Raw genomic sequence first — 26,583 nt, 5'->3', positions numbered from 1 at the left:
CCTATTTTTCGGTGGCGATCAGGCCGCGCACGAACCAGCGCTGCATCAGCACCACGACGATCAGCGGCGGCAGCATGACGATCAGCGTGCCGGCCATGGCGATATGCCATTCCGGCGCGCCGCCGACATTGGGGATGAGCTGCTTCAGCTCTGTCACCGCCATCGCATGCGACTGGTCGGTGGTGATAAGCAACGGCCACAGATACTGGTTCCAGGCCCACAGGAACATGATGGTGCCGAGCGCCGCCATGTTGTTGCGCGACAGCGGCAGTAGGATATCGACGAAGAAGCGCAGCGCGCCGGCGCCGTCCATGCGCGCCGCTTCGGTCAACTCGTCCGGCACGGTCAGGAAGAACTGGCGGTAGAGAAAGGTGCCGGTGGCGGTCGCGACCAGCGGCAGGATCAGGCCGCTATAGGAATTGAGCAGTCCCAGGCTGAGCGAAACCTGCACGCCCGAGACCTTTTCGATCAGCCAGGAGAGGCCGGTCAGGTTCATGATCGCCTGATAGGGCTCGAGCACGTTGGCGACCACCGCGTAGGTCGGCACGATGCGCACCTCGAGCGGCAGCATCAGCGTGATGAAGATCAGCCAGAACATCAGCATGCGGCCGGGATAACGGAAATAGACGATCGAGAAGGCGGTCAGCGCCGAGATGATGACTTTGCCGGCGGCGACGCCGAACGCCATGATGAAGGAATTGAACAGCTTCGGGCCGAGATCGGCGGTCGTCCAGGCCGTCCTGATGTTGACCCAGAAATCGCTACCCGGCAGCAGCGACATCGGCACGTCGTTGACGTCCTTCAGATTATGCGAGGCGGCGATCGCTACGATGACGAACGGCGCCACGCAGAATACGAAGCCGACGAACAGGATCAGATGCGTGAAGAAATTCAGGATCGGGGTGCGCTCGACCATGGCCCGCCTCAACGATAATGCACGCGCCGCTCGATGAAGCGGAACTGGACGATGGTGAGCGCGATGATGAGCAGCATCAGGATGATGCTCTGCGCGGCGGCGCCCGAATAATCGAGGCCTTTGAAGCCGTCGGAATAGATCTTGTAGACCATCAGATTGGTGGCGTTGGCCGGTCCGCCTGCGGTCATGATGTCGACGATGCCGAAGGAATCCTGGAAGCTCTCGGTGATGTTGATGACCAGCAGGAAGAAAATGGTCGGCGTGACCAGCGGAAACTGGATATCCCAGAAGCGCCTGATGACGCCGGAGCCGTCCATCGCCGCCGCCTCGATCAGCGAGCGCGGAATCGCCTGGAGGGCGGCGAGGAAGAAAATGAAATTATAGCCGACATATTTCCACGAGAAGGCGATGATGATCGAGGCCATGGCGTCGGCGCCGTCAAGTCCAGGGTCCCAGGAGCCGGGCCAGACTTGGTTGACCACGGCCATGAAGCCGGCTTCCGGTGCCAGGATGAAGCGAAACGCCAGCGCCAGCGCCGGTGCGGCGATGCCGTAAGGCCAGATCAGCACCACGCGGTAAAGCCATGAGCCGGCAAGCTGGCGGTCGGTCAAGGCGGCGAGCACCAGCGCGATTGTCATCGCAAGTCCCGTGCTGATCCCTGCGAAGATCATGCTGGCGGTGATCGAGTCCCAGTAGCTGGCGTTGGACAGGATCGAGCGGAAATTGTCGAGCCCGACCCAGATATTGCCGCCGCCCCAGGGCTGCTGCAGCGTCAGCGACCAGTAAACCGCCTGCCCGGCCGGCCAGTAGAAGAAGGTGAAGATCAGAATTAGCTGCGGCACCGCGAACAGGATGCCGATCGTCCATTTGCTGAAAGTGACGCGTTTTTCCATCGATCCGCCGATGTCGTTGAACCGCCAACCCGCTCGCGCGGCACAAGACTAAGGCATGTCTCCCGAAAGTGGGAACCGGTTTCGGGAGACAAAGACATGCCCAAATCAAAAATCCATATGAAATGGCCGCCCGTCGATGCTCGGCGGGCGGCCGTTCCAGTATCCGGGATCAGGGCAGGGTCTTACCCGGATAGGTCTGCTGGAAGCGCTCGAGGATCGCGTCGCCATTCTTGACCAGCGCGTCGAGACCTTCCTGCACGCTGACCTTGTTGGCGAAGATCGCCTGCATCTGCGTGCCGAACTCGGCGCGGATCTGGGTGAAGTTGCCGAGGCGGATGCCGCGGGTGATCTCGGTCGGCTCCGACGCGGTCAGGCTGGCGATCGCCACTTCGCGTCCCTTATAGGGCGCCTTGTCGTAGAAGCCGTTGGACTTCATGAAATCGAAGCCCGACTTCGTCACCGGGATATAGCCGGTGTTGGTCGACCAGAACAAAGCGGTCTTGGGGTCGTGGATGAAGTTGAGGAACGCTGCCGCGCCCTTGTATTCCGCGTCCGACTTGCCCGACAGCACCCATAGCGAAGCGCCGCCGACGAGCGAGTTCTTGCGCTCGGTGCCGGCATAGACCGGCAGCTCGGCCACGTCCCATTTCATGCCTTCCTTCTGGGTGCGGCCGACCGTGCCATGATCGCCGACCGAGGTCAGGATGAGCTGGCAGGTGCCGGTGGCGAAGGCCTGAACCATGTCTTGGCCGAGGTCCTTGGACTTGATCTTGACCAGACCGGAATCATACCACTTCTTGAGATCGGTGACGTACTGGACGAACTTGGTCTTGTTGACTTCCAGACGCGCGTCGAGACCGTCATAGCCATTGTTCTTGGTGGCGATCGGCTGGTTGTGCAGCGCCGAGAACTGCTCCATCAGTTGCCAGCTTTCATTGGCCGAGATGTTAATCGCCATCGGGCAATCATAGCCGGCGTCCTTCAGCGCCTTGAGGTCGGCGGCGACGTCTTCCCATGTCTTCGGCGCCTCGGTCTTGCCGATCTTGGCGAAGGCGTCCTTGTTCCAGTACATCAGCGCCGTCGACGAGTTGAACGGGAAGGACAGCATCTCGCCCTTCGACGTCGCGTAGTAGCGGGCGATGCCTGGGAAATAGTCGCTATAGTCGATCTTGTAGCCGTTCTCCTCCATCAGCTTGTCGGCGGGCTTGTAGGCGCCCGACAGCATCATGGTGGCAGTGCCGACGTCATAGACCTGGACGACGGTCGGCTGCTTGCCGGCGCGGAAGGCGGCGATCGTGTTCTGCAGCGTGGCGTCGTAATTGCCCTGGCTGGTGCAGACGACCTGGTAGTCCTTCTGGGAATCGTTGAAGTTCTTGCACAGCGTGTCGACGACGCGGGCGAGATCGCCCGAAAGACCGAACCAGAAATCGAATTTGACCGGCTCCGCAAATGCAGGAACCGCAAGCGCGGTGCTGAGCGCGCCGGCGGCAAGGGCGGCAAAGCCCCGCTTGAAGATCGTCATGGTTTTTCCCTCTTGAGTGGCAGTGTGACAAGGTTTTGCGCAAGTCCTTGCCCGCTCTCATAGAGAAGGTATGTGACAGTTCTGTTGTGGGCTCGAAGCCCTCGTGGACAGCCAGTCTCTCCTCCCCTGGCAGCGGTCGCGCCGGCATGAAAACGTCACATCGGCGCTTTAGAGAGCTAGGGCGCCGCCAGGCGGCGAAAAGGCCTCCGTGATTAACCGGCTAACTGGATGAGAAGAGACATGCTGGTCCCGCAGCTCACGCACGTGCCCGTCGCCGCCCGCAACGCCATGCGGGACGGACCGCGCGACAGCGCCGCCCATCTGCGCCACGCCGCCGCCGTTCCCGCCCTCGGCGAGATCGAGATCGGCGGCAAGGCGTCGCGCGAGAGCGCCGGCGAAAGCCTGACCGTCATGGCCTGGAACGTCGAGCGGCTGCGTCATGTCGATGCCATCGCTACTACGATCGCCGGCCGGGCGCCGCACGTCGTGCTGCTGTCCGAAGTCGACAAGGGCATGGCGCGCTCCGGCAACGGCCATCTTCTGAGCCGGCTTGCCGATCGTCTAGGCCATTCCTATGCCTATGGCGTCGAGTTCCTCGAACTCGGCACCGGCAATGAGGCGGAGCAAGCGGCAAATGGCGGCGCCGAGAACGTTGAGGGCTTCCATGGCAACGCCATAACCAGCGCCGTCCCGCTGCTGCGGCCTTTCCTCGTTCGGCTGGATGCGGCCGGCGCCTGGTTCTTGCCGGAGCACGGCCAGCCGCGCATCGGCGGCCGCATGGCGCTTGGCGGCCAGGTGATGGTGGGCGAGCGCCGAGTCACCGTCGTCTCGGTGCATCTCGAGAACCGTACGACGCCTGCCGGCCGTGCCGACCAGACGCGCCACCTCCTCGACGCCATCGACAGGTATGACGCCGAAGCGCCGGTCCTGATCGGCGGCGACTTCAACACGCTGACCGCCACCTATGAAGAGCGTCACGCCGATCCGGCCGCATGGCAGGCGCGCATCGATGCCGAACCGGACCGGCTGATGTGCCCCGACCGCCACGAGCCCCTCTTCGCCGTCATGGCCGGGCGTGGCTACGATTGGCGCGACGCCAACGCGTTTGACAAGCCGACGCAGCGACGCCCGGCGGGCGACGCCACGCCCACCGGCCATATCGACTGGTTCTTCACCCGCGGCCTCGCGGCACGCGCGCCGGCGACACTGCCGGCGGTGTTGCAGGACGGCAGCCCGAGCGCCGACCACGAGGCGCTGGTGGTTACGGTGCGGGTAAGATAGCGGCCACGATCAGGGCTCGAGCGCCGCTTCCACCAGCCGCTTGGCGTCGGGGCTCGACCATTCGGCCGGGCCGTTCATATGCGCGATCAGGCAGCCTTCGCCATCGATCAGCATGGTCACGGGAAGCCCGAGCGCCAGCCCGCGCGTCTTCGCCTCATTGAACAGGGCGATCGTCGGGTCCCGGTAGAAGCCGAGCGTCTCGACGCCGATTTCCTTGAGGAACTTCTTCGGCTTCGTATCGTCGCCGGTGTCGACATTGACCGCGATCACCTCGAAGTCCTTGCCGCCCTTCTCCTTCTGCAGCGCGTCGAGCGCCGGCATCTCGGCGCGGCACGGCGCGCACCATGTCGCCCACAGATTGAGCAGCACGGTCTTGCTGGCATAGTCGGCAATTGTCATTGGCTTGCCGTCGGGGCCGTTGAAGGCCAAGCTCTTCAGCGATTGCGGCGGATCGGCCGGCTGCAGGGCCGCGACCTGGCCGACGGCCTTGGCGGCAACCTGCTTGGCGCGGTCGGCCTTGGCCGCGCAGGCGGCATCGTCCTTGCCGGCGACCGCGACGGCCTTCTCGGGAGCGTTGTTGCCAGAACCGCTCTCGCTGACATATACCGCGACCGCGCCGGCCAGCACGCCCGCCACCAAAGCGGCGAGGATGAGGCGCGTGGCCGGAAAAAAGAACCTATTGCCGTCTGCCATTTTCAAAACTGCTCCGGAGCACGGGTTATAGCGATGAGCGACAAGAAGGCCAGCAACCAGATGTGGGGCGGACGTTTTGCCTCGGGTCCGGCCGCAATCATGGAAGCGATCAATGCGTCGATCGGCTTCGACCGCAAGCTCTATGCGCAGGACATAAGCGGATCGATCGCCCATAGCGAGATGTTGGCTCAAACGGGCATTATTTCGGCCGCCGATCAAGAAAAAATCGCTCACGGGCTGAACACGATCTTGAAAGAGATCGAGGCCGGCACGTTCGAATTCTCGACCAAGCTGGAAGACATCCACATGAATGTCGAGGCCCGCCTTGCCGACCTGATCGGCGCGGCGGCGGGACGCCTGCACACCGCCCGCTCGCGCAACGACCAGGTGGCGGTCGATCTCCGGCTTTGGGTCAAGCAGGAATGCCAGCGCGTCGCCCTGGCGCTGAAGGACCTGATCGCCGCGTTCCTGGAACGCGCCGAGGAACATGCGGCAACCGTCATGCCCGGCTTCACCCATATGCAGGCGGCGCAGCCGGTGACCTTCGGCCACCACTTGATGGCCTATGTCGAGATGTTCGGCCGCGACCTCTCGCGCGTCCGCGACGCCATCGAGCGCATGGATGAAAGCCCGCTGGGCGCCGCGGCCCTTGCCGGCACGAGCTTCGGCATCGACCGCCACATGACGGCGAAGGCGCTGGGTTTCCGCGAGCCGACGCGCAATTCCCTCGACAGCGTTTCGGACCGCGATTTCGCGCTCGAGTTCCTGAGCCTCGCCGCGATCTGCGCGACGCATCTCTCCAGGCTCGCCGAGGAGATCATTATCTGGTCGACGCCGCAATTCGGCTTCATCCGCCTGTCGGATTCCTTCTCCACCGGCTCCTCGATCATGCCGCAGAAGAAGAACCCGGACGCTGCCGAGCTGGTGCGCGGCAAGACCGGCCGCGTCAACGGCCATCTGGTCGGCCTGCTGACCGTGATGAAGGGCATGCCGCTGACCTATGGCAAGGACATGCAGGAAGACAAGGAAGCGGTCTTCGACGCCGCCGAGACGCTCGACCTGATGCTGGCGGCGACCGCCGGCATGGTGCGCGACATGACCGTCAACGCCGCCGCCATGAAGAAGGCCGCAGGCGCCGGCCACGCCACCGCGACCGACCTGGCCGACTGGCTGGTGCGCAATCTGGGCCTCCCCTTCCGCGAAGCCCATCATGTCACCGGCCGCGCCGTGGCGCTGGCCGAGGAGAAGAAGCTCGGGCTGGAAAAGCTCTCGCTGGACGACCTGCGCTCGATCCATTCGGGCATCACCGACGACATCTTCTCGGTGCTTGCCGTGCAGAATTCGGTGAAGAGCCGCACGAGCTTCGGCGGCACCGCGCCGTCGGAAGTGCGAAAGCAGATCCGCTACTGGAAAAAGCGGCTCGCCAAGGCTTAATGCATGTCGCCCAGAAGTGTGCAGCGGTTCTGGGACAACGACATGCACCAAAACAAATGCCGGGATGCAAAGCGCCGGAAACTCGGCTAAAAGCGGCGGCACAAGAAACAGTTTCGAACGGATGGATCGATGACCCGTAGCAGGATTTTGGTGACGCTGGCGCTGCTGGCGGCGGTTGTCACCGTCACCGCCTGCGGCAGGAAGACTGGCCTCGACACGCCCTATGAGGCGGCGGAGCAGGCGCGCAAGGATGCCGAACGCGCCAAGCAGCCGGTGCCGCCCGAGCCGGAAAAACCGGTCAAGGACAGGAAATTCATCCTCGATCCCCTGCTCTAGAGCCGGTGAGATCGACCCGGTCTCATCGAGCTTCAACTTTCCGGAACCAACACCCGTGAACCATTTCGATTACCGCGACGGCGTGCTTCATGCCGAGGACGTCGCCATTCCCGACATCGCAGCCGAGGTCGGCACGCCCTTCTATTGCTATTCGACCGCGACGCTGACCCGGCATTTGCGCGTCTTCAAGGAGGCTTTTTCCGGCCTTGACGCGCTGGTCTGCTACGCCATGAAGGCGAATTCCAACCAGGCCGTGCTGAGGACGCTGGCTAGGCAGGGCGCAGGCGCCGACGTGGTCTCCGAAGGCGAATTGCGCCGCGCTTTGGCCGCCGGCATCCCGGCCGACAAGATCCTGTTTTCCGGCGTCGGCAAGACGGCGCGCGAGATGGACTTTGCGCTTTCGGCCGGCATTCTCTGCTTCAACGTCGAATCCGAGCCTGAGCTGGAGCTTTTGTCGGCGCGCGCCGTGGCGCTCGGCAAGGTGGCGCCCGTCTCGCTGCGCATCAATCCGGATGTCGATGCGAGGACCCACAAGAAGATCTCGACCGGCAAGGCCGAGAACAAGTTCGGCATTCCCTGGCAGCGCGCGCGGCAGGTCTATGCCCGCGCGGCTGAACTGCCGGGCATCAGGGTAACCGGCATCGACACCCATATCGGCAGCCAGATCACCGAATTGCAGCCTTTCGACGATGCCTTCGCATTGCTGGTCGAGCTAGTCGGAGCGCTGCGCGCCGACGGGCATGAGATCGAGCATGTCGATCTCGGCGGCGGCCTCGGCATTCCTTACCGCGTCGACAACAGCCCGCCCCCTTTGCCCGACGCTTACGCCGAAATCGTCAGGAAGCACGTCACCAAGCTCGGCCTCAAGGTGATGTTCGAGCCCGGCCGCCTGATCGTCGGCAATGCCGGCATCCTCGTGTCTGAGGTCATCTACGTAAAGGAAGGCGACGCCAAGAACTTCCTCGTCGTTGACGCCGCCATGAACGACCTGATCCGGCCGACGCTCTATGACGCCTTCCACGACATCAGGCCGGTGGTGCAGCCGCCTGCTTCGGCACCGCGTATGAAAGTCGACGTCGTCGGGCCGGTCTGCGAGACCGGCGATTTCATCGGCCTCGACCGCGATCTTCCGAGATTGAAGTCGCGCGACCTGATCGCGGTTTCCACCGCCGGCGCCTATGGCGCGGTGCAGGCCGGCACTTATAACACCAGGCTCCTGGTGCCCGAGGTGCTGGTCGATGGCGACCGTTTTCACGTCGTGCGGCCGCGCCAGACCTATGAGAACCTGATTGGATTGGATTCGGTCCCCGACTGGCTGAAGTAACCGAGCGGCGCGCCTCAAGGAGCTGGCCCATGCTGGAAAAGAAGACGATCACGCGCGAACGCATCGGCGCCGTGGAGTCGCGCATCCGCCCCTATGTGCGTCACACGCCCGTGATGCGCGTCGACATGGCGGATTTCGACCGGCCCGCCTTTCCGGTCGACCTGAAGCTCGAATGCCTCCAGCATTCCGGCTCGTTCAAGGCGCGCGGCGCCTTCACCAACCTGCTCGAACGCCGAGTGCCCGAAGCCGGCGTGGTCGCCGCGTCCGGCGGCAATCATGGTGCCGCCGTCGCTTACGCCGCCATGAAGCTCGGGCACAAGGCGACCATCTTCGTGCCCGAGGTCAGCCCGCCGGCGAAGCTCGCGCGCATTCGCGGCTACGGCGCCGAGTTGGTCGTCGGCGGCGCGCGCTATGCCGAAGCGCTGGCCGCCAGCGAAGACTTCGCGGCCAGAACCGGCGCCCTGCAGATCCACGCCTTCAACCAGGAAGAAACGCTGCTCGGCCAGGGCACGCTCGGCCTGGAGATCGAGGCCGATCTGCCTGGGATCGACACGCTGCTGGTCGCGGTCGGCGGCGGCGGCCTTATCGGCGGCATCGCGGCCTGGTTCGCTGGCCGCATCCGCATCGTCGCCATCGAGCCCGAGGGAGCGCCGACGCTTTACCGCGCCCTGGAGGCCGGAGAGCCGGTCGATGCGCCCGCCGAGGGCATCGCCGCCGATTCGCTGGCGCCGAAGCGCGTCGGCGAAATGATGTTTCCGATCGCCGAGGCCTTCGTCGAGCGCTCGATCCTGGTCAGCGACGACGACATCGTCGCGGCGCAGAAGGCGCTGTGGGACCGCGTGCGAATCATCGCCGAGCCGGGCGGCGCCGCCGCCTTCGCCGCCATGCTTTCCGGACGCTATGTGCCCGGAGACGGCGAGCGCGTGGCCGTCCTCGTCTGCGGCTCGAACACGAATCTCGCCAATTTCTGATCATAACCCGGCCAAACCGCTTCACGTTTTTTGGAACCCGCCTCGCCTTTGCCGTGTTTGCTGGTATCCTTCTGGCGATGACGTCCGGGCTATCGTGCCCGGGCAGGAAGGGCCGATGACCGAACGACCCATTTCCAGCGGCGAACGCAGCCGGGCCAGCGATGGACGCGGCTTTGCAGGGCGCTTGGCGCTCAGCCGGTTGGCGACGCGGGCCTCGATGACCTTCGAGCGCGCCTGGCCGCTTGTGCTGCCGCTGCTGGTCGTCGCCAGCCTGTTCTTCAGCTTTTCGTGGTTCGGCCTGTTCCCGCGCCTGCCGGACGCGGTACGCATCGGCCTTCTGATACTGTTCGCGCTGGCGGCGGTCGCCGCGCTCTACCCGCTGCGCTTCTTCCGCATGCCCTCGGCCGCCGAGATCGACAGGCGCATCGAGGCGGCGAACGAATTGCTGCACAGCCCGGTGCAGGTGCAGACCGACCGGCCGAGCGGCGCCGAGAGCATCTTCTCGCAGGCGCTGTGGCGCGAGCACCAAAGGCGCATGGCCGAACGGCTTTCGAGCCTCGGCGCCGACCGGCCGCGCACCGGCGTGCCGGACTACGACCGCTGGGGCTTGCGCGCCGTGGCGGGGCTGCTGTTCGTCACGGCGCTTGCCTTCTCCTTCGGACCCTTTGGCGGCAGGGTCAGCGACGGTTTCGTCGCGCGCGCCTCGCATGATGCCGTGCCCCCGCGCATCGACGCCTGGGTGACGCCGCCTGCCTATACCGGCAAGGCGCCGGTGTTCCTGACGGCCGATGCCAACCAGGCCGTCCAGACCTTTTCCGTTCCGCAAGGCAGCGATATCTCGCTGCGCGTCACCGGCGGTTCGGGCGAGGAGACGCTGAGCTATGCCGATCAAGGCGGCAATGACCGCGCCATCGAGCCCGCCGCGCCGAAAGGTCCCGCGCCTGCCGCCGGCCAGACCGCACCGAAAGTGCGCCAGTTCTCCGGCAAGCTGAACACCAACGGCACGCTGACGCTGAAATCCGGCGAAGGCGATCTTGGCCACTGGGCCTTTGCCGTCATTCCCGACAAGCCGCCGACGATCCGCTTCATCGGCGAGCCGAAGCGCGCCGTCAACGGCGCCATCGAGCTCAATTACGAGATCGCCGACGACTATGGTGCAGCCTCCGCCAAGGCCGTTTTCGAGCTGTCGGATCCGCCTGCCGCCAACGCGCATCCGCTCTACGGCGCGCCCGACATGCCATTGACGCTGCCGCGCCGCGGCGGCAAGCCGAGCGCGGCCAAGACGACCAAGGACCTGACCGAGCATGTCTGGGCCGGTAGCAACATCAAGCTGACGCTCACTGCAACGGACGACGCCGGCCACACGGCCACCAGTGAAACCAAAACGCTTGTCATGCCGGAGCGGCCCTTCGCCAATCCGCTGGCTAGAGCGGTGATCGAACAGCGCCGGCTGGTGGCGCTCGACACCAATGCCAAGCCGCGCGTTCTCGACCTGATGGATGCGGTCACGCTGCGGCCCGAGGACACGTTCGACAACATGTCGAACTATCTCGCCATCATGAGCGCGAGGAGCCGGCTGAAGCTCTCCGAGAGCGACGATCAGTTGCGCAACGTCGTGTCCTATCTGTGGGAGATCGCGCTCGGCATCGAGGAAGGCAACCTGTCGGCCGCCGAGCGGCGGCTGCGCCAAGCGCAGCAGGCGTTGCAGGACGCCATCAAGAACGGCGCCAGCGATCAGGAGATCGAAAAGGCGATGAAGGAACTGCGCGAGGCGATGAACCAGTTCCTGCAGGAATTCGCCCAGCGAGCGCAGCAGAACCCGAATGCGCCGCAGATGCAGCAGAACGGCCGCGAGTTGCGCCAGAGCGATATCGACCGCATGATGGACCAGATCGAGAATCTGGCCAAATCGGGCGATCGCGACAAGGCCCAGCAGCTTCTCTCCGAGCTGCAGGACATGATGAACAATCTGCAGGCCGGCCGCCAGCAGCCGGGCGGCGAGCAGGACAGCGAGATGCGCCAGCAGATGGACAAGCTCGGCGACATCATGCGCCGCCAGCAGGAAATGATGAACGACACCTTCCGGCTGGACCAGATGCAGCGCGGGCAGCGTGGCGAAGGCGGCGAGCAGCAGCAGCTTGGCGAGGATGGCGAACAGGGCCAGTCCGACGACCAGCAGCAGCGGCCCGGTCCCAGCCAGGACCGCGATCCGCTGGGCCGGCCGAAAATGTCGCCGAAGGATTTGGCCGATGCGCTGAAGCAGCTGCAGGAAGGCCAGGGCCAGTTGCAGAGCGAGCTCGATCAGTTGAAGAAAGGCCTCGAAGGCATGGGCATGGAGCCCAATGAGGGCTTTGGCGAGGCCGGCAAATCGATGGGCAATGCCGAACAATCGCTCGGCCAGGGCGACGGTGACCAAGCCGTCGGCCACCAGGGCCGCGCGCTGGAAGCGCTGCGCCGCGGCGCCAAGGAAATGATGAAGCAGATGCAGGCCATGCAGGGCGATCAGGGCGGCAGCGAGCAGGGCGGCCGCCAGCAGGACGCCGACCGCGATCCGCTGGGACGACCGCGCGCCACCAACGGTCCCGATGACGGCACCTCGGTCAAGGTTCCGGACGAGATCGACGTCCAGCGCGCGCGCCAGATCCTCGACGCGATCCGCAAACGGCTCGGCAACGCGCTCAGCCCCGATATCGAGCGCAGCTATCTCGAGCGGCTGCTGGAGCTGAAATAGCCCGTCATCGGCGTTGCGAGATTGCCCTGCACATTCAGAACCGGTAGCGTCATGGCCGAGAGCATGGGGCGATGATCGATTTCTGGTTTTCCATCGGCAGCACTTACACCTACCTTTCGGTGATGCGACTGGCGAAGATCCAGGCTGAGACCGGCATCGAGTTCCGCTGGCGGCCATTCAACGTGCGCTCGATCATGATCGAGATGGACAATATCCCCTTCGCCAAGAAGCCGGTGAAGGCCGCCTATATGTGGCGCGACATAGAGCGTCGCGCGGCGATGTACAGGATGGTGCCTAAGCTGCCCGCGCCCTACCCGCTTGCCGAACTTGAGCGCGCCAATCGCGTCGCCGTCATTGCCGCGCGGGAGGGCTGGTGCGAGGCCTATGCCAGGGAGAGCTACCGACGCTGGTTCGAGATGGGTGAGCCGGCCGGCAGCGAGCCGAACATCTCGGCAAGCATCAAGAAAGCGGGGCAGAAACCGGAACCGATCCTGCGGGAGGCCGACAGCGATGCCGCCAAGGCTGATCTCGCCGCCGCGACCGAACAAGCCAAGGCGCTCGGCATTTTCGGCTCGCCGAGTTTCGTCGTCGACGGCGAGCTGTTCTGGGGCGACGATCGCCTGGATGATGCCATGCGCTGGCTCAGGCAGATTGAAAGTGGCCCGCCGGACTAAAGCCCGGCCGCCGCGCCAGCCTGCCGGGTCAGCATGAACGCCTCGCGTATGGCGTTCTCCATGCCGTCGATCGCTTCGCCGGTCGCCAGCGGATTGCGGTGCAGGACGACGTTGGAGGAATCGATGTCGCCGAAACCGTCGGCGGCCGTCAGTTCGCGGCAATCAGGCGGGATGTTGCTGCGCGAGATCGGCGCGATCGCCAGGCCGGACGTGACGGCGAGCGTCAGGCCGCCATTGGTGTCGCTGGTGTAGGCGACGCGGTAGTCGAGGCCGCGCTGCTGCAGCGACTTGATGGCGAAGTCGCGGCACCAGCCGTTGCGGCTGTAGAGCGCGATCGGCACCGGCCGTTCCTCATGCATGTGGTGCAGCGTCGACGTCACCCAGACCGTCGGGTCGTGCATCAGCACCTCGCCGCCGGAAGAGCCCTCCCATTCGAACACCACCGCGAGGTCGAGCTCGCCGGCCGCGAGCGCCCGCACCTGCGAATCCGAATGCGCGTAGCGCACTGTGACCTCGACGCGCGGATGGCGCTTGGCGAATTCGCCCAGCGCCCGCGACAGGATCGAACGTCCATACTCGGCCGGAATGCCGATGCGCACCAGCCCGCCCAGCGGCGGCGCCACCAGGGAGGCAGCGGTCTCGTCCAGCAGCGAGACGATGCGGCGCGCGTTGGCGATGAGCTCGCCGCCGCGGCGCGTCAGCGCCACGCCGCGCGAGCCGCGCTCGAACAGATTGTCGCCGACCATGTCCTCCAGCTTCTTCATCTGCATGGACACGGCCGATTGCGTGCGCCCGGCTTTCTCCGCCGCGCGGGTGAAATTGCCGGTTTCGGCCACCGCCACGAAGGTGCGCAAGAGATCGCTGTCGAGGACCGGTCGCATCGAGTCGCCATAAGCAAAGTTGATTGCTGGCATCATTCCAATTCGTTTGCCAGATGTCAAACGCCGCAGGATAGTCATGACACCCATTGGATATGCGGCCGCGAAATCGGTCGCGGACCAATCGAAGAGTCCTCACTCGTACCCGCTGCCTGAAAATGGTGGCGGGTTCTTTTTCGCTGGATAGATCATGCAGAACCGGACGGTGCTTGGCATTCTGAGCCTCTGCCTCGGCGTGCTGGTTTTTTCACTGCAGGATCCGCTGGTGAAGGCGGTTTCGGGCGGCTATCCGGTGACCGAGGTGATGGCGATCCGCGCCATCGTCGCGCTGCCGATCCTGATCGTGCTCGTTCAGGCCGATGTCGGCCTGAAGGCGGTGCTGTCGAAGCGGGCAGGCATGCTGACGCTGCGCGCCTTCATCCAGTTCTCGTCCTACACGGTCTATTATCTGGCGATCGCCGCCTTGCCGCTGGCCGATGCGGTGGCGCTCTATTTCATGGCGCCGCTTTTCATCATGGCGATGGCCGGTCCCTATCTCGGCGAGCGCGTCTCATGGAAGATGCTGTCGACGGTGCTGATCGGCCTAGTCGGCGTGATTGTGATGGTGCGTCCCGGCGCCGGCGTGTTCGACTGGGCGGCGCTGCTGTCGCTGGGCTCGGCCTTCCTCTACGGCTTCTCGCAACTGATGGCGCGCCGTATCGGCGACACCGAATCATCGACCGTAATGGCCTTCTATCAGAACGGCGCCTATCTCAGCGGCGCCATCGCCGTCGCAACCGTCTTCCACCTTGCCGGCATCACCCATGCGGCGCATCCGAGCGTCGAATTCCTGGTGCGGCCATGGGTATGGCCGACAATGCCGGACTTCCTGAAGATGGCCGCCTGCGGCCTCGTCGCGTCCGCCGGCATGATCCTGCTCTCGCAGGCCTACCGGATGGCGCCGGCCAATCGCGTCGCCACGTTCGAATATACCGGCATCCTGTGGTCGCCGCTGTGGGGTTTCCTGTTCTTCGCCGAAGTGCCGCGTGAAACCACGGTGCTGGGCGCGGCGCTGATCATCGGCGCCGGCCTGCTTGCGCTCAGCGGCGGACGTCGGCGAAGTGCGGCGCCGGCCGCCGCTGTCACGGCCGATGCGGTATCAAGCGAAGCAGCTTAATGCCTTGCCGACGCGGCCACGGATCTCGGCAAGCGTGAACGGCTTCTGCACGACGTCGAGGATGATGCCGTTGAGCTCCTCGGCGCGCTCACGCTGGTCGGCATAGCCGGTCATCAGCATGATCCGCATCGTCGGGAACTCTCTTGCAGCCGATGTCGCCATCTCGATGCCGTCCATCTCCGGCATGCGGATGTCGGACACCACCAGATCGAAACCGCCGCGCGCCTGCCGGATCATGTCCAGCCCCTGCGCGCCGTCGGTGGCGATGGTGACATTATGGCCATCGCGCTCGAGCGCGCGGGCAGCGAGGGTGCGGACGGACTCATCGTCCTCGACGATCAGAAGCTTTGCCATGCCGAGATAGATGCCGCCGAAACGTTGATGTTTTCTGAAAATTCTAACGATCGGCGGTTTTTCGGAATGGCGCCGCCTTCTCAGGCGTCGCCTTTCACCACCCCGACAAACGGCAGCTCGCGGAACGCATGGGCCACATCCATGCCGTAGCCGACGACGAAATAGTCCGGGCAGTCGAAGCCCACATAATCGGCGTTGAGCGAGGTCTGGCGGCGCATCCGCTTGTCGAGCAGCACCGCGATGGCGCAACTCTTGGCGCCGCGCGAAAGCATCAGGTCGCGGGTGTAGGAAAGCGTCTTGCCGGATTCGAGTATGTCGTCGATCAACAGCACGTCGCGGCCGGCGACTTCGTTGTCGATGTCGCGCAGCACCCTGACCTCGCCGCTGGTCGTGCCGGCGCCGTAGCTGGAGATGAAGATGAACTCGACTTCCGGCGACAGGCCGACATCATGCATGGCGCGGATGAGATCGGCGGCGAAGACGAACGAGCCCTTGAGGATCGAGATCACCAGCAGGTAGTGGTAATCGCGCCCGGCGATTTCCTTGGCGAGCTCGAGATTGCGGCGCGCGATCGCCGACGCCGAAAACAGGACCTCGATGTCCTTGCCGCGTACAACTGGCATTCTTTTGTCCTTCAAAACCACCTAGGACGCCAGGCGCTAGGTGTGTCGAGATTCAGGTCAGGCCGAGTCGAGAACGATGGCTTCCGAGAACCGGAGCGGAGCGTACTTGAAGTACGTGAGCACCGGAAGCGAAGGAAGCCGTCGTTCGCAGGCCGGCCTCACCTGACTATCGACACACCTAGCCGGCGAAGATTACGGAGACTGTCCTGACGCCGTCTTTAGGCACATCGAGGCGGCTCGAAAAGCCGAATCTTTCGCCCGGGCCCAGCGAACGGTTCGATGTCCCCAGCCTGTAGCGGATGATATTGGCGTTGTTATCGGTGACGCGAATTTCGAGCGGCGGCAGCGTTTCCGATTTCATCCCGTCATTCGCCGCCTCGCCATCCACGAACAGCACCGGCTTCAATCCCGACGCATCGATGCGCGACGTCACGCCGGAGATGGTGAGCGCGCTCGCCGGCGCGGCGGTCGTCCAAAGGGGGCTTTGCCGGACCAGCGCATGACCACCCGACACCCAGAAGGATGCGAGCGCTATGCCGGCGCCGGCTATCCAGAACAACGGATTGCCACGCGAGGATCGCGACGGCGCCGCCTCCGGTCTGCGCAGCATGCCCATGCCGCCGATCGATGGCGTCGACGGCATCTGCGGCGGCGGTGCCGATTCTGGATAAGCGGCAAAACGCGGCAGCACCACATAGTCGGCATCGACGATGTCGACCGCATCGAGCATGACGCGTCCCGGCACGGCATTTGTTGCCGTGCCGGTCATGATTTCGCCGGAAACAGGGCGCGCGGTTCTCTCGTCAGCCATTACGGCACCAGTGCAGTCTTCGTTTCTTTTGCGTAAACGCAATTGGTTAACGCTTCCCCACCGGAATGGCTTTGATGCATGCTGGACGTTGCAAATTAACCGCCGGTTAACCATGCCGGCCGATGGTCTGTTAGAGTAGATTGTGGCGCGTCGCCGCCGAGAGTTTCCAGGTCGCCGAACGTGATCCGCTTCGAAAATGTCGGCCTCCGCTATGGCATGGGTCCGGAGATCCTCCGGGACATCTCCCTGCACATTCCGGAGCGCTCCTTCCAGTTCCTGAGCGGCCCTTCGGGCGCCGGCAAGACGACCCTGCTGCGCCTTTTGTTCATGTCGCTGAAGCCGACGCGCGGCCTGATCACCATCTTCGGCAAGGACCGCTCGCGCATTTCGCGCGGCGAGCTGCCGCTGCTGCGCCGCCGCATCGGCGTGGTGTTCCAGGACTTCCGCCTGCTCGACCATATGACGACCTACGAGAATGTCGCGCTGCCCTTGCGCGTGCGCGGGCGCGAGGAAGCGAGCTACCGCACCGACGTCACCGAGCTGCTGAAATGGGTCGGGCTCGGCGACCGTATGCATGTGCTGCCGCCGGTGCTGTCGGGCGGCGAGAAGCAGCGCGCCGCGATCGCCCGGGCCTTGATCGAACAGCCGGAGATCCTGCTTGCCGACGAGCCGACCGGCAATGTCGATCCGCCGCTGGCGCGCAGGCTGCTAAGACTGTTCATCGAGCTCAACCGGCTGGGCACCGCCGTGGTGATCGCCACCCACGACCTCGGCCTGATGGAACAGGTCGATGCGCGTCGCATGATCCTGGCCGGTGGAAGGTTGGACGTTTATGACTGACCTTCCGGCCGATCACCTCCAGCACGAAACGCTCGAGAAGACGACGGTCCGGCGTGTCCAGCGCAAGACGGCGCCGATCGTGCCCGCGCAGAACATCGCTGGACGGGCGCTGGTGCTGGTCATCGCCATCATGACCTTCCTGTCCTGCCTCACCTTCGGCGCCGTGACGCTGGTGCGCGATACCGCCTCCGTTTGGGAGAACCAGATATCGCGCGAGGCGACGATCCAGATTAAGCCGGCCGACGGTCTGGACATGGAGGCGGCCCTTGCGCAGGCCTCGCAGATCGCCAGCGAGTTCCCCGGCGTGAAGGGCACCAAGATCATCGACCGCGACGCGACCGCGCGTCTTCTGGAACCGTGGCTGGGCAGCGGCCTCAACATTGACGAGCTGCCGGTGCCGCGTCTCATCATCGTCACCATCGACGAGGCCAGCCCGCCCGATTTTGCCGCCATGCGCGCCGCCATCACGCCGAAAATACCGACCGCGGCACTCGACGATCACCGCACCTGGGTCGACCGGCTGGTTGCCATGGCGCGCACGACCGTGACGATCGGCATTGCCGTTCTGGTGCTGATGCTGTCGGCAACCGTGCTGACGGTGGTGTTCGCCACACGCGGCGCCATGGCCGGCAACGGCCACATCATCGAGGTGCTGCATTTCGTCGGCGCCGAGGCGCGCTTCATCGCGCGCGAATTCCGCTGGCATTTCCTGGTCACCGGCATGAAGGGCGCGGCCGCCGGCGGCGCCCTGGCGATCGCCGTCTTCATCGTCTTTTCCTGGTGGTCGTCGCGCAACATGGCGACGCCCCAGGCCGACCAGGCAACCGCTTTGTTCGGCAATTTCGCCATCGGCTCAGCCGGCTATTTCGGCGTCGGTCTGATGGTGCTGGTGATCGGCGCGCTGACCGCGGCCACCTCGCATGCGACCGTCGTCGCCTATCTCAGCGACATCGACGTTCGCCAGCCGGATGCGGGCTGACCCATGAGATCAATCCGGAAACCGGCGCAAAGCGCTATAAACAACCAAAACAATGATCACACGCGGGATACCTGCCGTAACGCAATGTGCGCCGTCTCACCTATCAACGGCCGCATTTCGGAGTTAACCATTAGAGGCTTTCAGGATTAACCTGGGGATGATGGAAGCGCGGGATTCGATCGAGACAGCTGGACGAATGCCGGCGATGCGTGTGCGCAGCGCTGCCTTCGCCGGGTTCGGTCGTTTGAGGCTCGCGCTGCGCGTCTGCGGTTTCGTGGCTCTCGCCGCGCTGGTGCTTTTTGCCGGCGGCTTCGGCTGGTTTGCCGACAAGGTTAGCCATATGACGACTCCGGCCAATCCGGCCAGGGCCGACGCCATCATCGTGCTCACCGGCGGGCAGTCGCGGCTCGACGCGGCGATGGACCTGTTGGCCTCCGGCAAGGGCGAACGGCTGCTGATCAGCGGCGTCCATCCGTCGGCAACCAAACGCCAGCTGCAGGCGGCGATGGGCGGCGACAAGCAGCTCTTTTCCTGCTGCGTCGATATCGACCGCGCCGCGCTCGACACCATCGGCAATGCCGAGGAAAGCGCCAAATGGGTGGAAAACCACGCCTATGGCAGCATCATCATCGTGACCAACAACTACCACATGCCGCGCAGCCTGCTCGAGATGGGCCGGCTGCTGCATGGCGCACGCCTGGAGCCCTATCCGGTGGTCAACACCAATCTCGGCAATGGCGGCTGGCTGACCAAGCCGGAAGCGCTGCGCGTGCTGCTGACCGAATACAGCAAATATGTGCTGTCGCTGGCGCGCGGCTTCCTGCCGCTTCGCACGACGCCCGAGGGCGTCGCGCTCGCCGAAGCCTCGACGGTGGTGAAGAATTAGACTTCGCCTGGCGTGCGCAGGCGCGCAATCTCCTGCTCCAGGCCGGCGATGCGCCGGTCGCGCTCGGCAAGTGCGGCCGCGACATCCGCCGCCTCGAAGCGCTGCGGGATGTGCTGCGGGCAATTGGCATCCCAGGCTGATACCGTGAACAGGATCGCCTGCTCCGGCCGTGCTTTGTAGTCCGCGGGCATCAGCTTCGCCGTCAGCTCCGGGTCATTCTCGACGACGCGCGCCCGGCCCCAGATCTTGATGCGCTGCCGGAGCATATAGTCGATCAGGAACAGGAAGGCCTGGTCATTGTCCTCGAGATTGCCCTGGGTGATGAACTGCCGATTGCCGGAAAAGTCCGCAAAGCCGATCATGTGCTCGTCCAGCACCTTGAGGAAACCGGCCGGCCCGCCGCGATGCTGGATGTAGGGCTGGCCTTCGGCGTTGGCCGTCGCCAGGAACACGCTGGTCTGTGCTTCGATGAAGGCAGCAAGATCCGGAGCGATCGTTGCCCGCCAGCCGCCGTGCTGCTCGACGCGCGCATAGGAATTGCGCGACCCCTTGCGGGACTGGATGGCCTTGACGGTATGCGTGAAGGCGACGTCGCTGGTGAATTCATTCATGCTGGCGCTCCGCGGACAGGATCGCACATCAATTAGGCTCTTCCGAAAACCGGATGTAGAGAGCATGTTTGCAATCTATCTTTCCATATTTCGGAAGAATAATGGACCGCCTCGACGCTATGTCCCTGTTCGTTGCCACGGTGGAGGCCGGCAGCCTTTCCGCTGCAGCCAAGCGCGCCGGCGTGCCGCTGCCGACGGTGAGCCGCAAGCTTTCCGAACTGGAGAAGCATTTGGGGACGCGTCTGCTCAACCGCTCGACGCGGCGCCTGACGCTGACCGATGCCGGCCAGTCCTATCTTGCCGCCTGCCGTCGCATCCTCGACGAGGTGGGCGAGGCCGAGCGCGATGCTGCCGGCGAATATTCGAGCCCGACCGGCGAGCTGGTCATCACGGCGCCGGTCGTGTTCGGCCGCCTGCATGTGCTGCCGGTGATCGCCGACTTTCTCGCCGTCTACCCGCGAGTGGATGTCCGCTTGACCCTGTCGGACCGGATCACCCAACTGGTCGAGGAGCATATCGATCTCGCCCTGCGCATCGGCGAGCTGCCGGATTCGGCGATGGTTGCGATCCGCGTCGGCTCGATCCGCCGTGTCGTCTGCGCAAGCCCCGCCTATCTCGCCTTGCATGGCACGCCGACGACCCCGCAAGACCTTGCCGGCCACGACTGTGTCACCTTCGAAGGTCTCGCCGCTCCCGCGGCATGGAGCTTCGGAACCGGCAAGACGGAAACGACAATCCCTGTTCGCTCGCGCCTGCAAGTCAACACCGCCGAAGCGGCCATCGATGCCGCGATTACCGGGCTCGGCCTGACGAAAGTGCTCTCCTATCAGACCGATGCCGCCGTGCGCGCCGGCGCGCTGCGGCTGGTGCTGCAGGCCTTCGAACCGCCGCCCTGGCCGGTGAGCCTCGTCCATGCCGGCCAGGGCCGGCTACCGGTAAAGCTGCGCGCCTTCCTCGATTTCGCCGCGCCGCGTCTCAAGGAACGGCTGGCTCGGTCACTCTAGCGGCACCATTCGACAATGGCGGCGTTTCCTTTTTGCCGCCGCTTGGTGTAACCAACGCACACTTCCTCACGGGCCCCTTGCATGCTCATCATCCGCTCGCTGGCGTTCAACTTCGTCTTCTATCTCAGCCTGATCGTCCAGATGATTTTCTGGACGCCTTTCTATTTCCTGTCGCCGCGCCACCGCGCCTGGTTCGTGCCGAAATTCTGGTCGCGCACCTCGATGTGGCTCTATGACAAGATCGCCGCGACGAAGAGCGAGATCACGGGTGTCGAGAACCTGCCCGAAGGCTCCTTCATCCTGGCGCCGAAGCATCAGTCCTTCTGGGACGCGATCGCCTTCTTCCCCTATCTCGACGACGCGCTCTACATCCTGAAGCGCGAGCTGACCTGGATCCCCTTTTTCGGCTGGTACATCTTGAAGATGCGCATGATCCCGGTCGACCGCGGCAACCGTTCGAAAGCGCTGAAGGCGGTCGTCGTCGCGACCAGGCAGGAGATGAACCGCAATCCGCGCCAGCTCATCATCTATCCCGAAGGCACCCGTCGCCCGCCGGGCGCCGAGCCGTCCTACAAATACGGCATTGTCGAGCTGTACACGCAGCTCGGCGTTCCTGTGGTCCCGGTGGCTCATGTTGCCGGTCTCTACTGGCCGCGCCGCAAGTTCCTGCGCTATCCGGGCACCATCAAGGCCCGCTTCCTGCCGCCGATCCCGCCAGGGCTCGGCAAGGAGGAATTCATGCAGCGGCTGATCGGCGAGACCGAAGCCGCCTGCGACCAGATGCTCGTCGAGGCCGCGCAGGCGCCGAACCCGCCGCCCATGCCGCCGACGGCGGTGAAGCGGCTGGCGGAACTCGGCGTAACCGCGAAGAGCTGATCGGCTACCGCAGCACCGCAAGCAGGGTCGTCAGCACCAGCGTGGCGGCAAACACCAGGTTGATGATCCGCGAGGCCAGCGGATGGCGCAGGACGCGCGCGAACGCCGTTCCGGCAAGCAGCCACACGACGTGGATGGCGACGATCATCGCGGCAAGCACCAGCAACCTGGTGGAGACGCCGAGCGCATCGGCCTGCGCCGCGGCGCCGACGAAAACCGCTGCAATCGCCACATAGGCTTTCGGGTTGGCGACGGCGAGCATGAAACCGCCAAGGAAATCAGGCTTCGTCGCCGTGCTTCCGCGCCCGGCCAATGGCGGCGCTGTCGCTATTTTGAAGGCGAGATAAAGGATGTAGCCTGCCGAGGCGACCGCCAGCACCGGCGCCACTCCCGGCACCGAGGTCAGCATGCCGAAAATCCCGCCCGCCACCGCCAGAAGCACGGCTATCGTGCCGAGCACCACGCCAGACGTGTAACCCAGGGAAGGACGCAGACCGAAAGCCGCGCCGACGGCGGTCACGCTGATCGTCGCAGGTCCCGGACTGCCCATGACGACCGTCGCCGCCACGATAAGCGCCAGCACCTGCTGCCAGGTCTGCGCCTCGTTCAAGATGCCATCGGCCATGCCGAACGCTCCTGCCGCCGCGATGCGACAGGATTTAGGAGGGATCGTCATGGCCGTCTTGGACGTTCGTGCGCAGCGCCCGTCTCAGGCGCTGGCCCGGTCCAATGCCGCGATATCGTCGGCCGAAAGCTTGAGCGACGCGGCGCGGATTAGGCTATCCATCTGGGCCAGGGTCGTGGCGCTGGCGATCGGCGCGGTGACGCCAGGCCGCGCGATGATCCAGGCCAGCGCCACCTCCGCCTGCTTGGCCGAATGGCGCTCGGCCACGGCATCGAGCGCGGAAAGGATGCGCATGCCGCGCTCGTTGAGATATTCGGCGACGTCTTCGCCGCGCGCGCTCTGGCCGAGATCGGCCTTGCTGCGGTATTTGCCGCTCAGGAATCCCTTTGCGAGGCTGAAATAGGTGATGACGCCGATATCCTCGGCTTTGCAGAGGTCGAGCAGCGGTCCGTCGAGCGACGAGCGGTCGTACAAATTGTATTCGGGTTCCAGCACCTCGTAACGTGGCAGGCTGCGCAAGCTGGCGACGTCGAGCGCGGCGCGCAGCTGCCCGGCATCGAGATTGGAGCAGCCGGGATAGCGGATCTTGCCCTTTTCGAGCAGCCGCTGATAGGCACCGAGCGTTTCCTCGTAAGGCGTGGCCGGATCCGGCCAGTGCGACAGATAGAGGTCGATGACATCGGTTTGCAGCCGCTTCAGTGAAGCGTCGACCGCCTTTTCGATATAGGCAGCGGAGAGGTCGCGCTTGCCCTGGCCCATGTCCGAACCGACCTTGGTGATGACGATGACCTGATCGCGGTTGCCGCGGCTCTTCATCCAGTTGCCGATGATCGTTTCCGATTCGCCGCCCTTGTTGCCGGGAACCCAGCGCGAATAGGCATCGGCCGTATCGACGGCGTTGAAGCCGGCAGCGACGAACCGGTCGAGCAGGTCGAAGGAGGTCTTCTCGTCGGCGGTCCAGCCGAAGACGTTGCCGCCCAGGACCAGCGGCGCGATGGAAAGGTCGGTGCGACCGAGACGACGTTTCTGCAAGACTGATCTCCGTGATGCTGGAACGGGCCTGACGCCCAAGGAATGGGATGCCGCTAAGCTAGGTCGCGGCCGGGCGAGGTCAAAGGCATGGTTTTGTTTTTTGATCGGACCAGAGCAATTCCAGCAAAACTGCGTCGCGGTTTTGCGTCTGGAATTGCGTAAAAACAAAAAGATAGAGCTTGGAGGCGAAATTATTTCGCCGAAAATGCGCTTCACGAAGACGCGACCCGACGGCCCACCTCCTCCAGCCAGTGATCGCGGATGCCGAGCGCCTCGAGATGCTCAAGTGTGCTCAAGAGATAGTCCTCGTTTCGCCCGGATTGGCCGACCGCGCCGCGAACGATCCTGGCCGCGTGATCGGCGTCGAGCGCGCCGGCATACTGCTCATGCCGGCGGTCGACGGTGTAGGCGACCGCCTCGACCGCGCCTCCACCATCCAGCCGGACATCGAGAATGCGTTCGAGATAGATGCTGGTGACCAGCTCGCGCTCGCGCAGATAGGAAAGCACCTCGTCGCGCAAATTGCCGGGAACACGGTAGGCGAGGCCGACGCAGGAGCCGCCCCGGTCGAGGCCGAGCACCAGGCCTGGCCGCGCGCGCGTGCCGCGATGCACGAAGGAATAGACGCAAAGCGAGCGGCGATAGCCGTAAAGCCGGGCGCGGCGCGTCTCGACATGGGCAAATCCGGGCCGCCAAATCAGCGACCCATAGCCAAAAACCCAAAAATCGCCCATATCGCCAAGCCTGATCGCATTCGAGTGAACGACACCGCACCGCCGAGGTGCTTCTTCTGGCCCCCGCTTGTTTGCGTATTGGTAAATGCCCGCTCGCCGGGTTAACGAGAGCCGCAGCATGACGTCAAGTGACGAGCGATCGCCCAAACTTCGCCGCCGGCTGTTCTGGCTTGCCGCGCTCCTTGTCGTGCTGTTCGCCGCCTATAGCGGCGGCTGGTTCTATCTCGCCGACAGGCTCAAGACCGAGGCAGATCAGGCGGTGGCGAGACTGGGCAGCAAAGGGATCGCCGCCGGCTGCGCCAACCTCGCCGTCAGCGGCTACCCGATGAGCTTCACGGTCTCCTGCGACAACATCGCCTATGAAGACGACACCAGGAAGGTCGCCGCCTCCACCGGCAGCTTCAACGCCGTCGCCGGGATCGCCGGACCCTTGTCGCCGGTCGCCGACCTGCGCGGGCCGTTGAGAACGATGGCGCCCGGAATGCCGCCGCTCTGGATCGACTGGGACCGGTTGCAGGCCAATGTCAAAGTGTGGTGGCCGTTGCCAAGGAGCGTTTCCGTGCAGGCTGAAGGCCTGAACGGTCAGACCGACCCGCAGGACGACACGGATCCGATCCAATTGTTCAGCGCCGGCAAGGCGGCCGGCCAATTGCAGCCGGCCGGCCAGGACATCAATTATGTCGGCAGCTTCGGCGACCTGGAGATCAACGCGGATGCCATCGACGGACGCGTGCTGCCGGCGCTGGACGGCAGCGGCGACGTGACGCTGAAGAACGGCGTGGCGCTGATCGCAGCGCCGCCGAAGAGCCTGCGCGGCCAGTCGATCGAGATCGCCAAGCTCGACCTGTCGTCCGGCACGGCGCGCATCATCGTGTCCGGACCGGTCTCCGTCGACGCGGAAGGGCTGGTCAACGGGGACCTGACGATCAAGCTCAAGGACCCGAAAGCGGTGGCATCTATCCTTGCCGGCGCGATTCCCGAGCATAAAAGCGGAATCGAGCAGGGCTTTGCCGCCCTGTCGATGCTTGGAAAAGAACCCTCGATGCCGCTCAAGATCGTCAAGGGCAAGGCCTCGCTGGGCTTCATCCCGCTCGGCAAGATCAAGCCGCTTGAATAGAGCGTGGTCCCGAACCGAAGGTCAGCATAGCAAAAGGTGGGGACCGGTTTTCGGGTGAGATCATGCCGACTGAGAAGAGTAAAGCAACGATGCCGAAGCCGGTCAGACTGCTCAGCGTCGGCGCCTTCACCCTCGATACGATCCTTCGCGTCGAAACGCTGCCCGCGCATCAGGGCAAGTTCATCGCCAGCGACGGCGTCCAGATCGCTTCCGGCATGGCGACGAGCGCCGCATGCGCCGCTCGGCGTCTCGGCGCCGAGGTCTCGCTTTGGGCAAGCACGGGCGACGATCCGGTCGGCAATCAGCTGATCGCCGACATTCAGGCCGAAGGCGTCGACTGCAGCCTTATCCGCCGTGTTCCCGGCGCGCGATCGGCGCTGGCCGCGATCCTGGTGGATGCGCATGGCGAGCGCGTCATCGTCCCCTTCTATGACAAAAAGGCGCAAGCCGATCCCGAGGCGCTGCCGCTCGCCGACCTCTCCGCCTTCGACGCCGTGCTGGTGGATGTCCGCTGGCCGGGCGCCGCGGCGCTGGCTCTGGGCGCGGCCAGATCGACCGGCCGTCCGGCGATCCTGGACGCCGACACCGCGCCGATCGAGGTGCTGGAGCGGCTGTTGCCCTTGGCCTCGCACATCGTCGCTTCCGAACCGGCGGCGCGCATCGTCTGCGGCCACGCGCTCGACCCAGAAAGCGCCTGCGCCGACCTCGCTTCGCGCACCGATGCCTTTGTCGCGGTGACCGGCGGCGCGGCCGGCACCTGGTGGCACGACCGCGCGACTCGGCGCGTGCGCCATGTCGAGGCGCCGAAGGTCAAGGCGATCGACACGCTCGCCGCCGGCGATGTCTTCCACGGCGCCTTCGCCGTCGGCCTCGCCGAGGCCCTGCCCATGGAGGAAGCCCTGCGCTTTGCCAGCGCCGCCGCGGCGCTCAAATGCCTGCGCTTCGGCGGCCGCCTCGGCGCGCCGGATCGGGCCGAAACGCTGGCGATGATGGCGGCGCACTGGCCGCCAGCCCAGGGCTAGAACGCAAAAGTATCTCGGCTATTTCCGCGAAATCGGCACAAATGCTGGGGTTGGCGTAAGCCGCTCAACCTCGTCATTCCAGGGCGGAGCAGTCGCGAGGCGGCGTCGCGGAGACCCTGGAATCCATTCCGTGACCTGAGCCATGGAACGCGGCGGAGCAGAATTCTGCACCGCGACAGCGCTCGGAAGTCACGGAATGGATCCTCGGGTCTGCGCGGGTCGCTTCGCTCCTTGCTCCGCCCGTGGATGACGATCGCGAT

The 26,583-nt window shown here is 64.7% G+C and carries 27 protein-coding genes; 15 read left to right on the top strand and 12 right to left on the bottom strand.

Annotated elements, in window-relative coordinates:
* Nucleotide 1: 1 nt before the first annotated feature.
* From LB526_RS23795 to LB526_RS23785, 3 genes are all read right to left on the bottom strand, one after another.
* Entirely contained in the window at nt 2–916 is a 915-nt protein-coding gene (locus LB526_RS23795) for an ABC transporter permease subunit (RefSeq protein ID WP_224608035.1), read from the bottom strand.
* An 8-nt stretch (nt 917–924) separates the two neighbouring features.
* Entirely contained in the window at nt 925–1,809 is an 885-nt protein-coding gene (locus LB526_RS23790) for an ABC transporter permease subunit (protein ID WP_224608032.1), read from the bottom strand.
* 169 nt (nt 1,810–1,978) lie between these two features.
* Entirely contained in the window at nt 1,979–3,331 is a 1,353-nt protein-coding gene (locus tag LB526_RS23785; protein WP_224608029.1) for an extracellular solute-binding protein, read from the bottom strand.
* 240 nt (nt 3,332–3,571) lie between these two features.
* Between LB526_RS23785 and LB526_RS23780 the strand changes: the two genes are divergently transcribed.
* A complete protein-coding gene (locus LB526_RS23780; protein ID WP_224608026.1) occupies nt 3,572–4,612 on the top strand; it encodes an endonuclease/exonuclease/phosphatase family protein in 1,041 nt (346 codons plus the stop codon).
* 9 nt (nt 4,613–4,621) lie between these two features.
* On the opposite strand, the gene tlpA is transcribed toward LB526_RS23780, so the two are convergent.
* Nucleotides 4,622–5,305 (bottom strand): thiol:disulfide interchange protein TlpA, encoded by a 684-nt coding sequence (gene tlpA / locus LB526_RS23775; protein ID WP_224630010.1) that lies wholly within the window; start codon nt 5,303–5,305, stop codon nt 4,622–4,624.
* 33 nt (nt 5,306–5,338) lie between these two features.
* On the opposite strand from tlpA, the gene argH reads away from it, so the two are divergent.
* The 6 genes from argH to LB526_RS23745 all read left to right on the top strand — a co-directional run bounded on the left by argH (nt 5,339) and on the right by LB526_RS23745 (nt 12,775).
* Nucleotides 5,339–6,739, top strand: coding sequence for an argininosuccinate lyase (argH, locus tag LB526_RS23770; RefSeq protein ID WP_224630009.1), 1,401 nt, complete (start codon nt 5,339–5,341; stop codon nt 6,737–6,739).
* 129 nt (nt 6,740–6,868) lie between these two features.
* Nucleotides 6,869–7,075: a lipoprotein gene (locus tag LB526_RS23765; protein ID WP_095767477.1), complete on the top strand. Its 207-nt coding sequence runs from the start codon at nt 6,869–6,871 to the stop codon at nt 7,073–7,075.
* 55 nt (nt 7,076–7,130) lie between these two features.
* A complete protein-coding gene (gene lysA, locus LB526_RS23760; protein WP_224630008.1) occupies nt 7,131–8,399 on the top strand; it encodes a diaminopimelate decarboxylase in 1,269 nt (422 codons plus the stop codon).
* A gap of 29 nt (nt 8,400–8,428) precedes the next feature.
* Entirely contained in the window at nt 8,429–9,370 is a 942-nt protein-coding gene (locus LB526_RS23755) for a threonine/serine dehydratase (RefSeq protein ID WP_224630007.1), read from the top strand.
* A 115-nt stretch (nt 9,371–9,485) separates the two neighbouring features.
* Nucleotides 9,486–12,101 (top strand): TIGR02302 family protein, encoded by a 2,616-nt coding sequence (locus LB526_RS23750; protein ID WP_224630006.1) that lies wholly within the window; start codon nt 9,486–9,488, stop codon nt 12,099–12,101.
* A 71-nt stretch (nt 12,102–12,172) separates the two neighbouring features.
* Nucleotides 12,173–12,775, top strand: coding sequence for a 2-hydroxychromene-2-carboxylate isomerase (locus tag LB526_RS23745; RefSeq protein WP_224545986.1), 603 nt, complete (start codon nt 12,173–12,175; stop codon nt 12,773–12,775).
* On the opposite strand, the gene LB526_RS23740 is transcribed toward LB526_RS23745, so the two are convergent.
* On the bottom strand, nt 12,772–13,656 hold the full coding sequence (locus LB526_RS23740) for a LysR family transcriptional regulator (RefSeq protein ID WP_095767564.1): 885 nt from the start codon (nt 13,654–13,656) through the stop codon (nt 12,772–12,774). The two genes, LB526_RS23745 and LB526_RS23740, sit on opposite strands and share 4 nt — an antisense overlap.
* Before the next feature lie 187 nt (nt 13,657–13,843).
* On the opposite strand from LB526_RS23740, the gene LB526_RS23735 reads away from it, so the two are divergent.
* Nucleotides 13,844–14,809: a DMT family transporter gene (locus LB526_RS23735; RefSeq protein ID WP_224545984.1), complete on the top strand. Its 966-nt coding sequence runs from the start codon at nt 13,844–13,846 to the stop codon at nt 14,807–14,809.
* Here LB526_RS23735 and LB526_RS23730 read toward each other — a convergent pair.
* The 3 genes from LB526_RS23730 to LB526_RS23720 form a co-directional block, all read right to left on the bottom strand.
* Nucleotides 14,792–15,163, bottom strand: a complete 372-nt coding sequence (locus tag LB526_RS23730; RefSeq protein WP_224527434.1) for a response regulator — start codon at nt 15,161–15,163, stop codon at nt 14,792–14,794. The two genes, LB526_RS23735 and LB526_RS23730, sit on opposite strands and share 18 nt — an antisense overlap.
* An 80-nt stretch (nt 15,164–15,243) precedes the next feature.
* The gene (hpt, locus tag LB526_RS23725) at nt 15,244–15,786 is read right to left on the bottom strand and encodes a hypoxanthine phosphoribosyltransferase (RefSeq protein ID WP_224630005.1); all 543 of its coding nucleotides are present in this window, start codon (nt 15,784–15,786) and stop codon (nt 15,244–15,246) included.
* 178 nt (nt 15,787–15,964) lie between these two features.
* Entirely contained in the window at nt 15,965–16,597 is a 633-nt protein-coding gene (locus LB526_RS23720) for a hypothetical protein (RefSeq protein ID WP_224545982.1), read from the bottom strand.
* Nucleotides 16,598–16,777: 180 nt separating this feature from the next.
* Between LB526_RS23720 and ftsE the strand changes: the two genes are divergently transcribed.
* The 3 genes from ftsE to LB526_RS23705 all read left to right on the top strand — a co-directional run bounded on the left by ftsE (nt 16,778) and on the right by LB526_RS23705 (nt 19,302).
* On the top strand, nt 16,778–17,437 hold the full coding sequence (ftsE, locus tag LB526_RS23715) for a cell division ATP-binding protein FtsE (protein ID WP_027167480.1): 660 nt from the start codon (nt 16,778–16,780) through the stop codon (nt 17,435–17,437).
* A complete protein-coding gene (locus tag LB526_RS23710; RefSeq protein WP_095767469.1) occupies nt 17,430–18,416 on the top strand; it encodes a cell division protein FtsX in 987 nt (328 codons plus the stop codon). Before ftsE ends, LB526_RS23710 begins: the two co-directional genes overlap by 8 nt.
* A gap of 157 nt (nt 18,417–18,573) precedes the next feature.
* The gene (locus LB526_RS23705; protein WP_224545980.1) at nt 18,574–19,302 is read left to right on the top strand and encodes a YdcF family protein; all 729 of its coding nucleotides are present in this window, start codon (nt 18,574–18,576) and stop codon (nt 19,300–19,302) included.
* Here LB526_RS23705 and LB526_RS23700 read toward each other — a convergent pair.
* The gene (locus LB526_RS23700) at nt 19,299–19,913 is read right to left on the bottom strand and encodes a pyridoxamine 5'-phosphate oxidase family protein (RefSeq protein WP_224630004.1); all 615 of its coding nucleotides are present in this window, start codon (nt 19,911–19,913) and stop codon (nt 19,299–19,301) included. The two genes, LB526_RS23705 and LB526_RS23700, sit on opposite strands and share 4 nt — an antisense overlap.
* A gap of 101 nt (nt 19,914–20,014) precedes the next feature.
* Here LB526_RS23700 and LB526_RS23695 point away from each other — a divergent pair, with 101 nt between their 5' ends.
* Both LB526_RS23695 and LB526_RS23690 read left to right on the top strand, forming a co-directional pair.
* Nucleotides 20,015–20,917, top strand: coding sequence for a LysR family transcriptional regulator (locus LB526_RS23695; protein WP_224545976.1), 903 nt, complete (start codon nt 20,015–20,017; stop codon nt 20,915–20,917).
* Between the two features lie 81 nt (nt 20,918–20,998).
* The gene (locus LB526_RS23690; RefSeq protein ID WP_224545974.1) at nt 20,999–21,793 is read left to right on the top strand and encodes a lysophospholipid acyltransferase family protein; all 795 of its coding nucleotides are present in this window, start codon (nt 20,999–21,001) and stop codon (nt 21,791–21,793) included.
* 4 nt (nt 21,794–21,797) lie between these two features.
* Here LB526_RS23690 and LB526_RS23685 read toward each other — a convergent pair whose 3' ends face one another.
* From LB526_RS23685 to LB526_RS23675, 3 genes are all read right to left on the bottom strand, one after another.
* Entirely contained in the window at nt 21,798–22,418 is a 621-nt protein-coding gene (locus LB526_RS23685) for a LysE family translocator (protein WP_224545972.1), read from the bottom strand.
* Nucleotides 22,419–22,502: 84 nt separating this feature from the next.
* Nucleotides 22,503–23,450 carry an aldo/keto reductase gene (locus LB526_RS23680; protein ID WP_224527410.1) on the bottom strand — a complete coding sequence of 316 codons (948 nt, stop codon included), beginning with the start codon at nt 23,448–23,450 and terminating at the stop codon, nt 22,503–22,505.
* 212 nt (nt 23,451–23,662) lie between these two features.
* The gene (locus LB526_RS23675) at nt 23,663–24,184 is read right to left on the bottom strand and encodes a gamma-glutamylcyclotransferase (protein WP_224527407.1); all 522 of its coding nucleotides are present in this window, start codon (nt 24,182–24,184) and stop codon (nt 23,663–23,665) included.
* 118 nt (nt 24,185–24,302) lie between these two features.
* On the opposite strand from LB526_RS23675, the gene LB526_RS23670 reads away from it, so the two are divergent.
* Nucleotides 24,303–25,301, top strand: a complete 999-nt coding sequence (locus tag LB526_RS23670) for a DUF2125 domain-containing protein (RefSeq protein WP_224527404.1) — start codon at nt 24,303–24,305, stop codon at nt 25,299–25,301.
* Nucleotides 25,302–25,390: 89 nt separating this feature from the next.
* Entirely contained in the window at nt 25,391–26,323 is a 933-nt protein-coding gene (locus LB526_RS23665) for a sugar kinase (RefSeq protein ID WP_224527401.1), read from the top strand.
* Nucleotides 26,324–26,583: the final 260 nt, after the last annotated feature.

This window comes from Mesorhizobium sp. CA6 (assembly GCF_020165035.1).
GTDB lineage: Bacteria > Pseudomonadota > Alphaproteobacteria > Rhizobiales > Rhizobiaceae > Mesorhizobium.
This window is presented reverse-complemented; position numbering and strand designations above follow the sequence as displayed.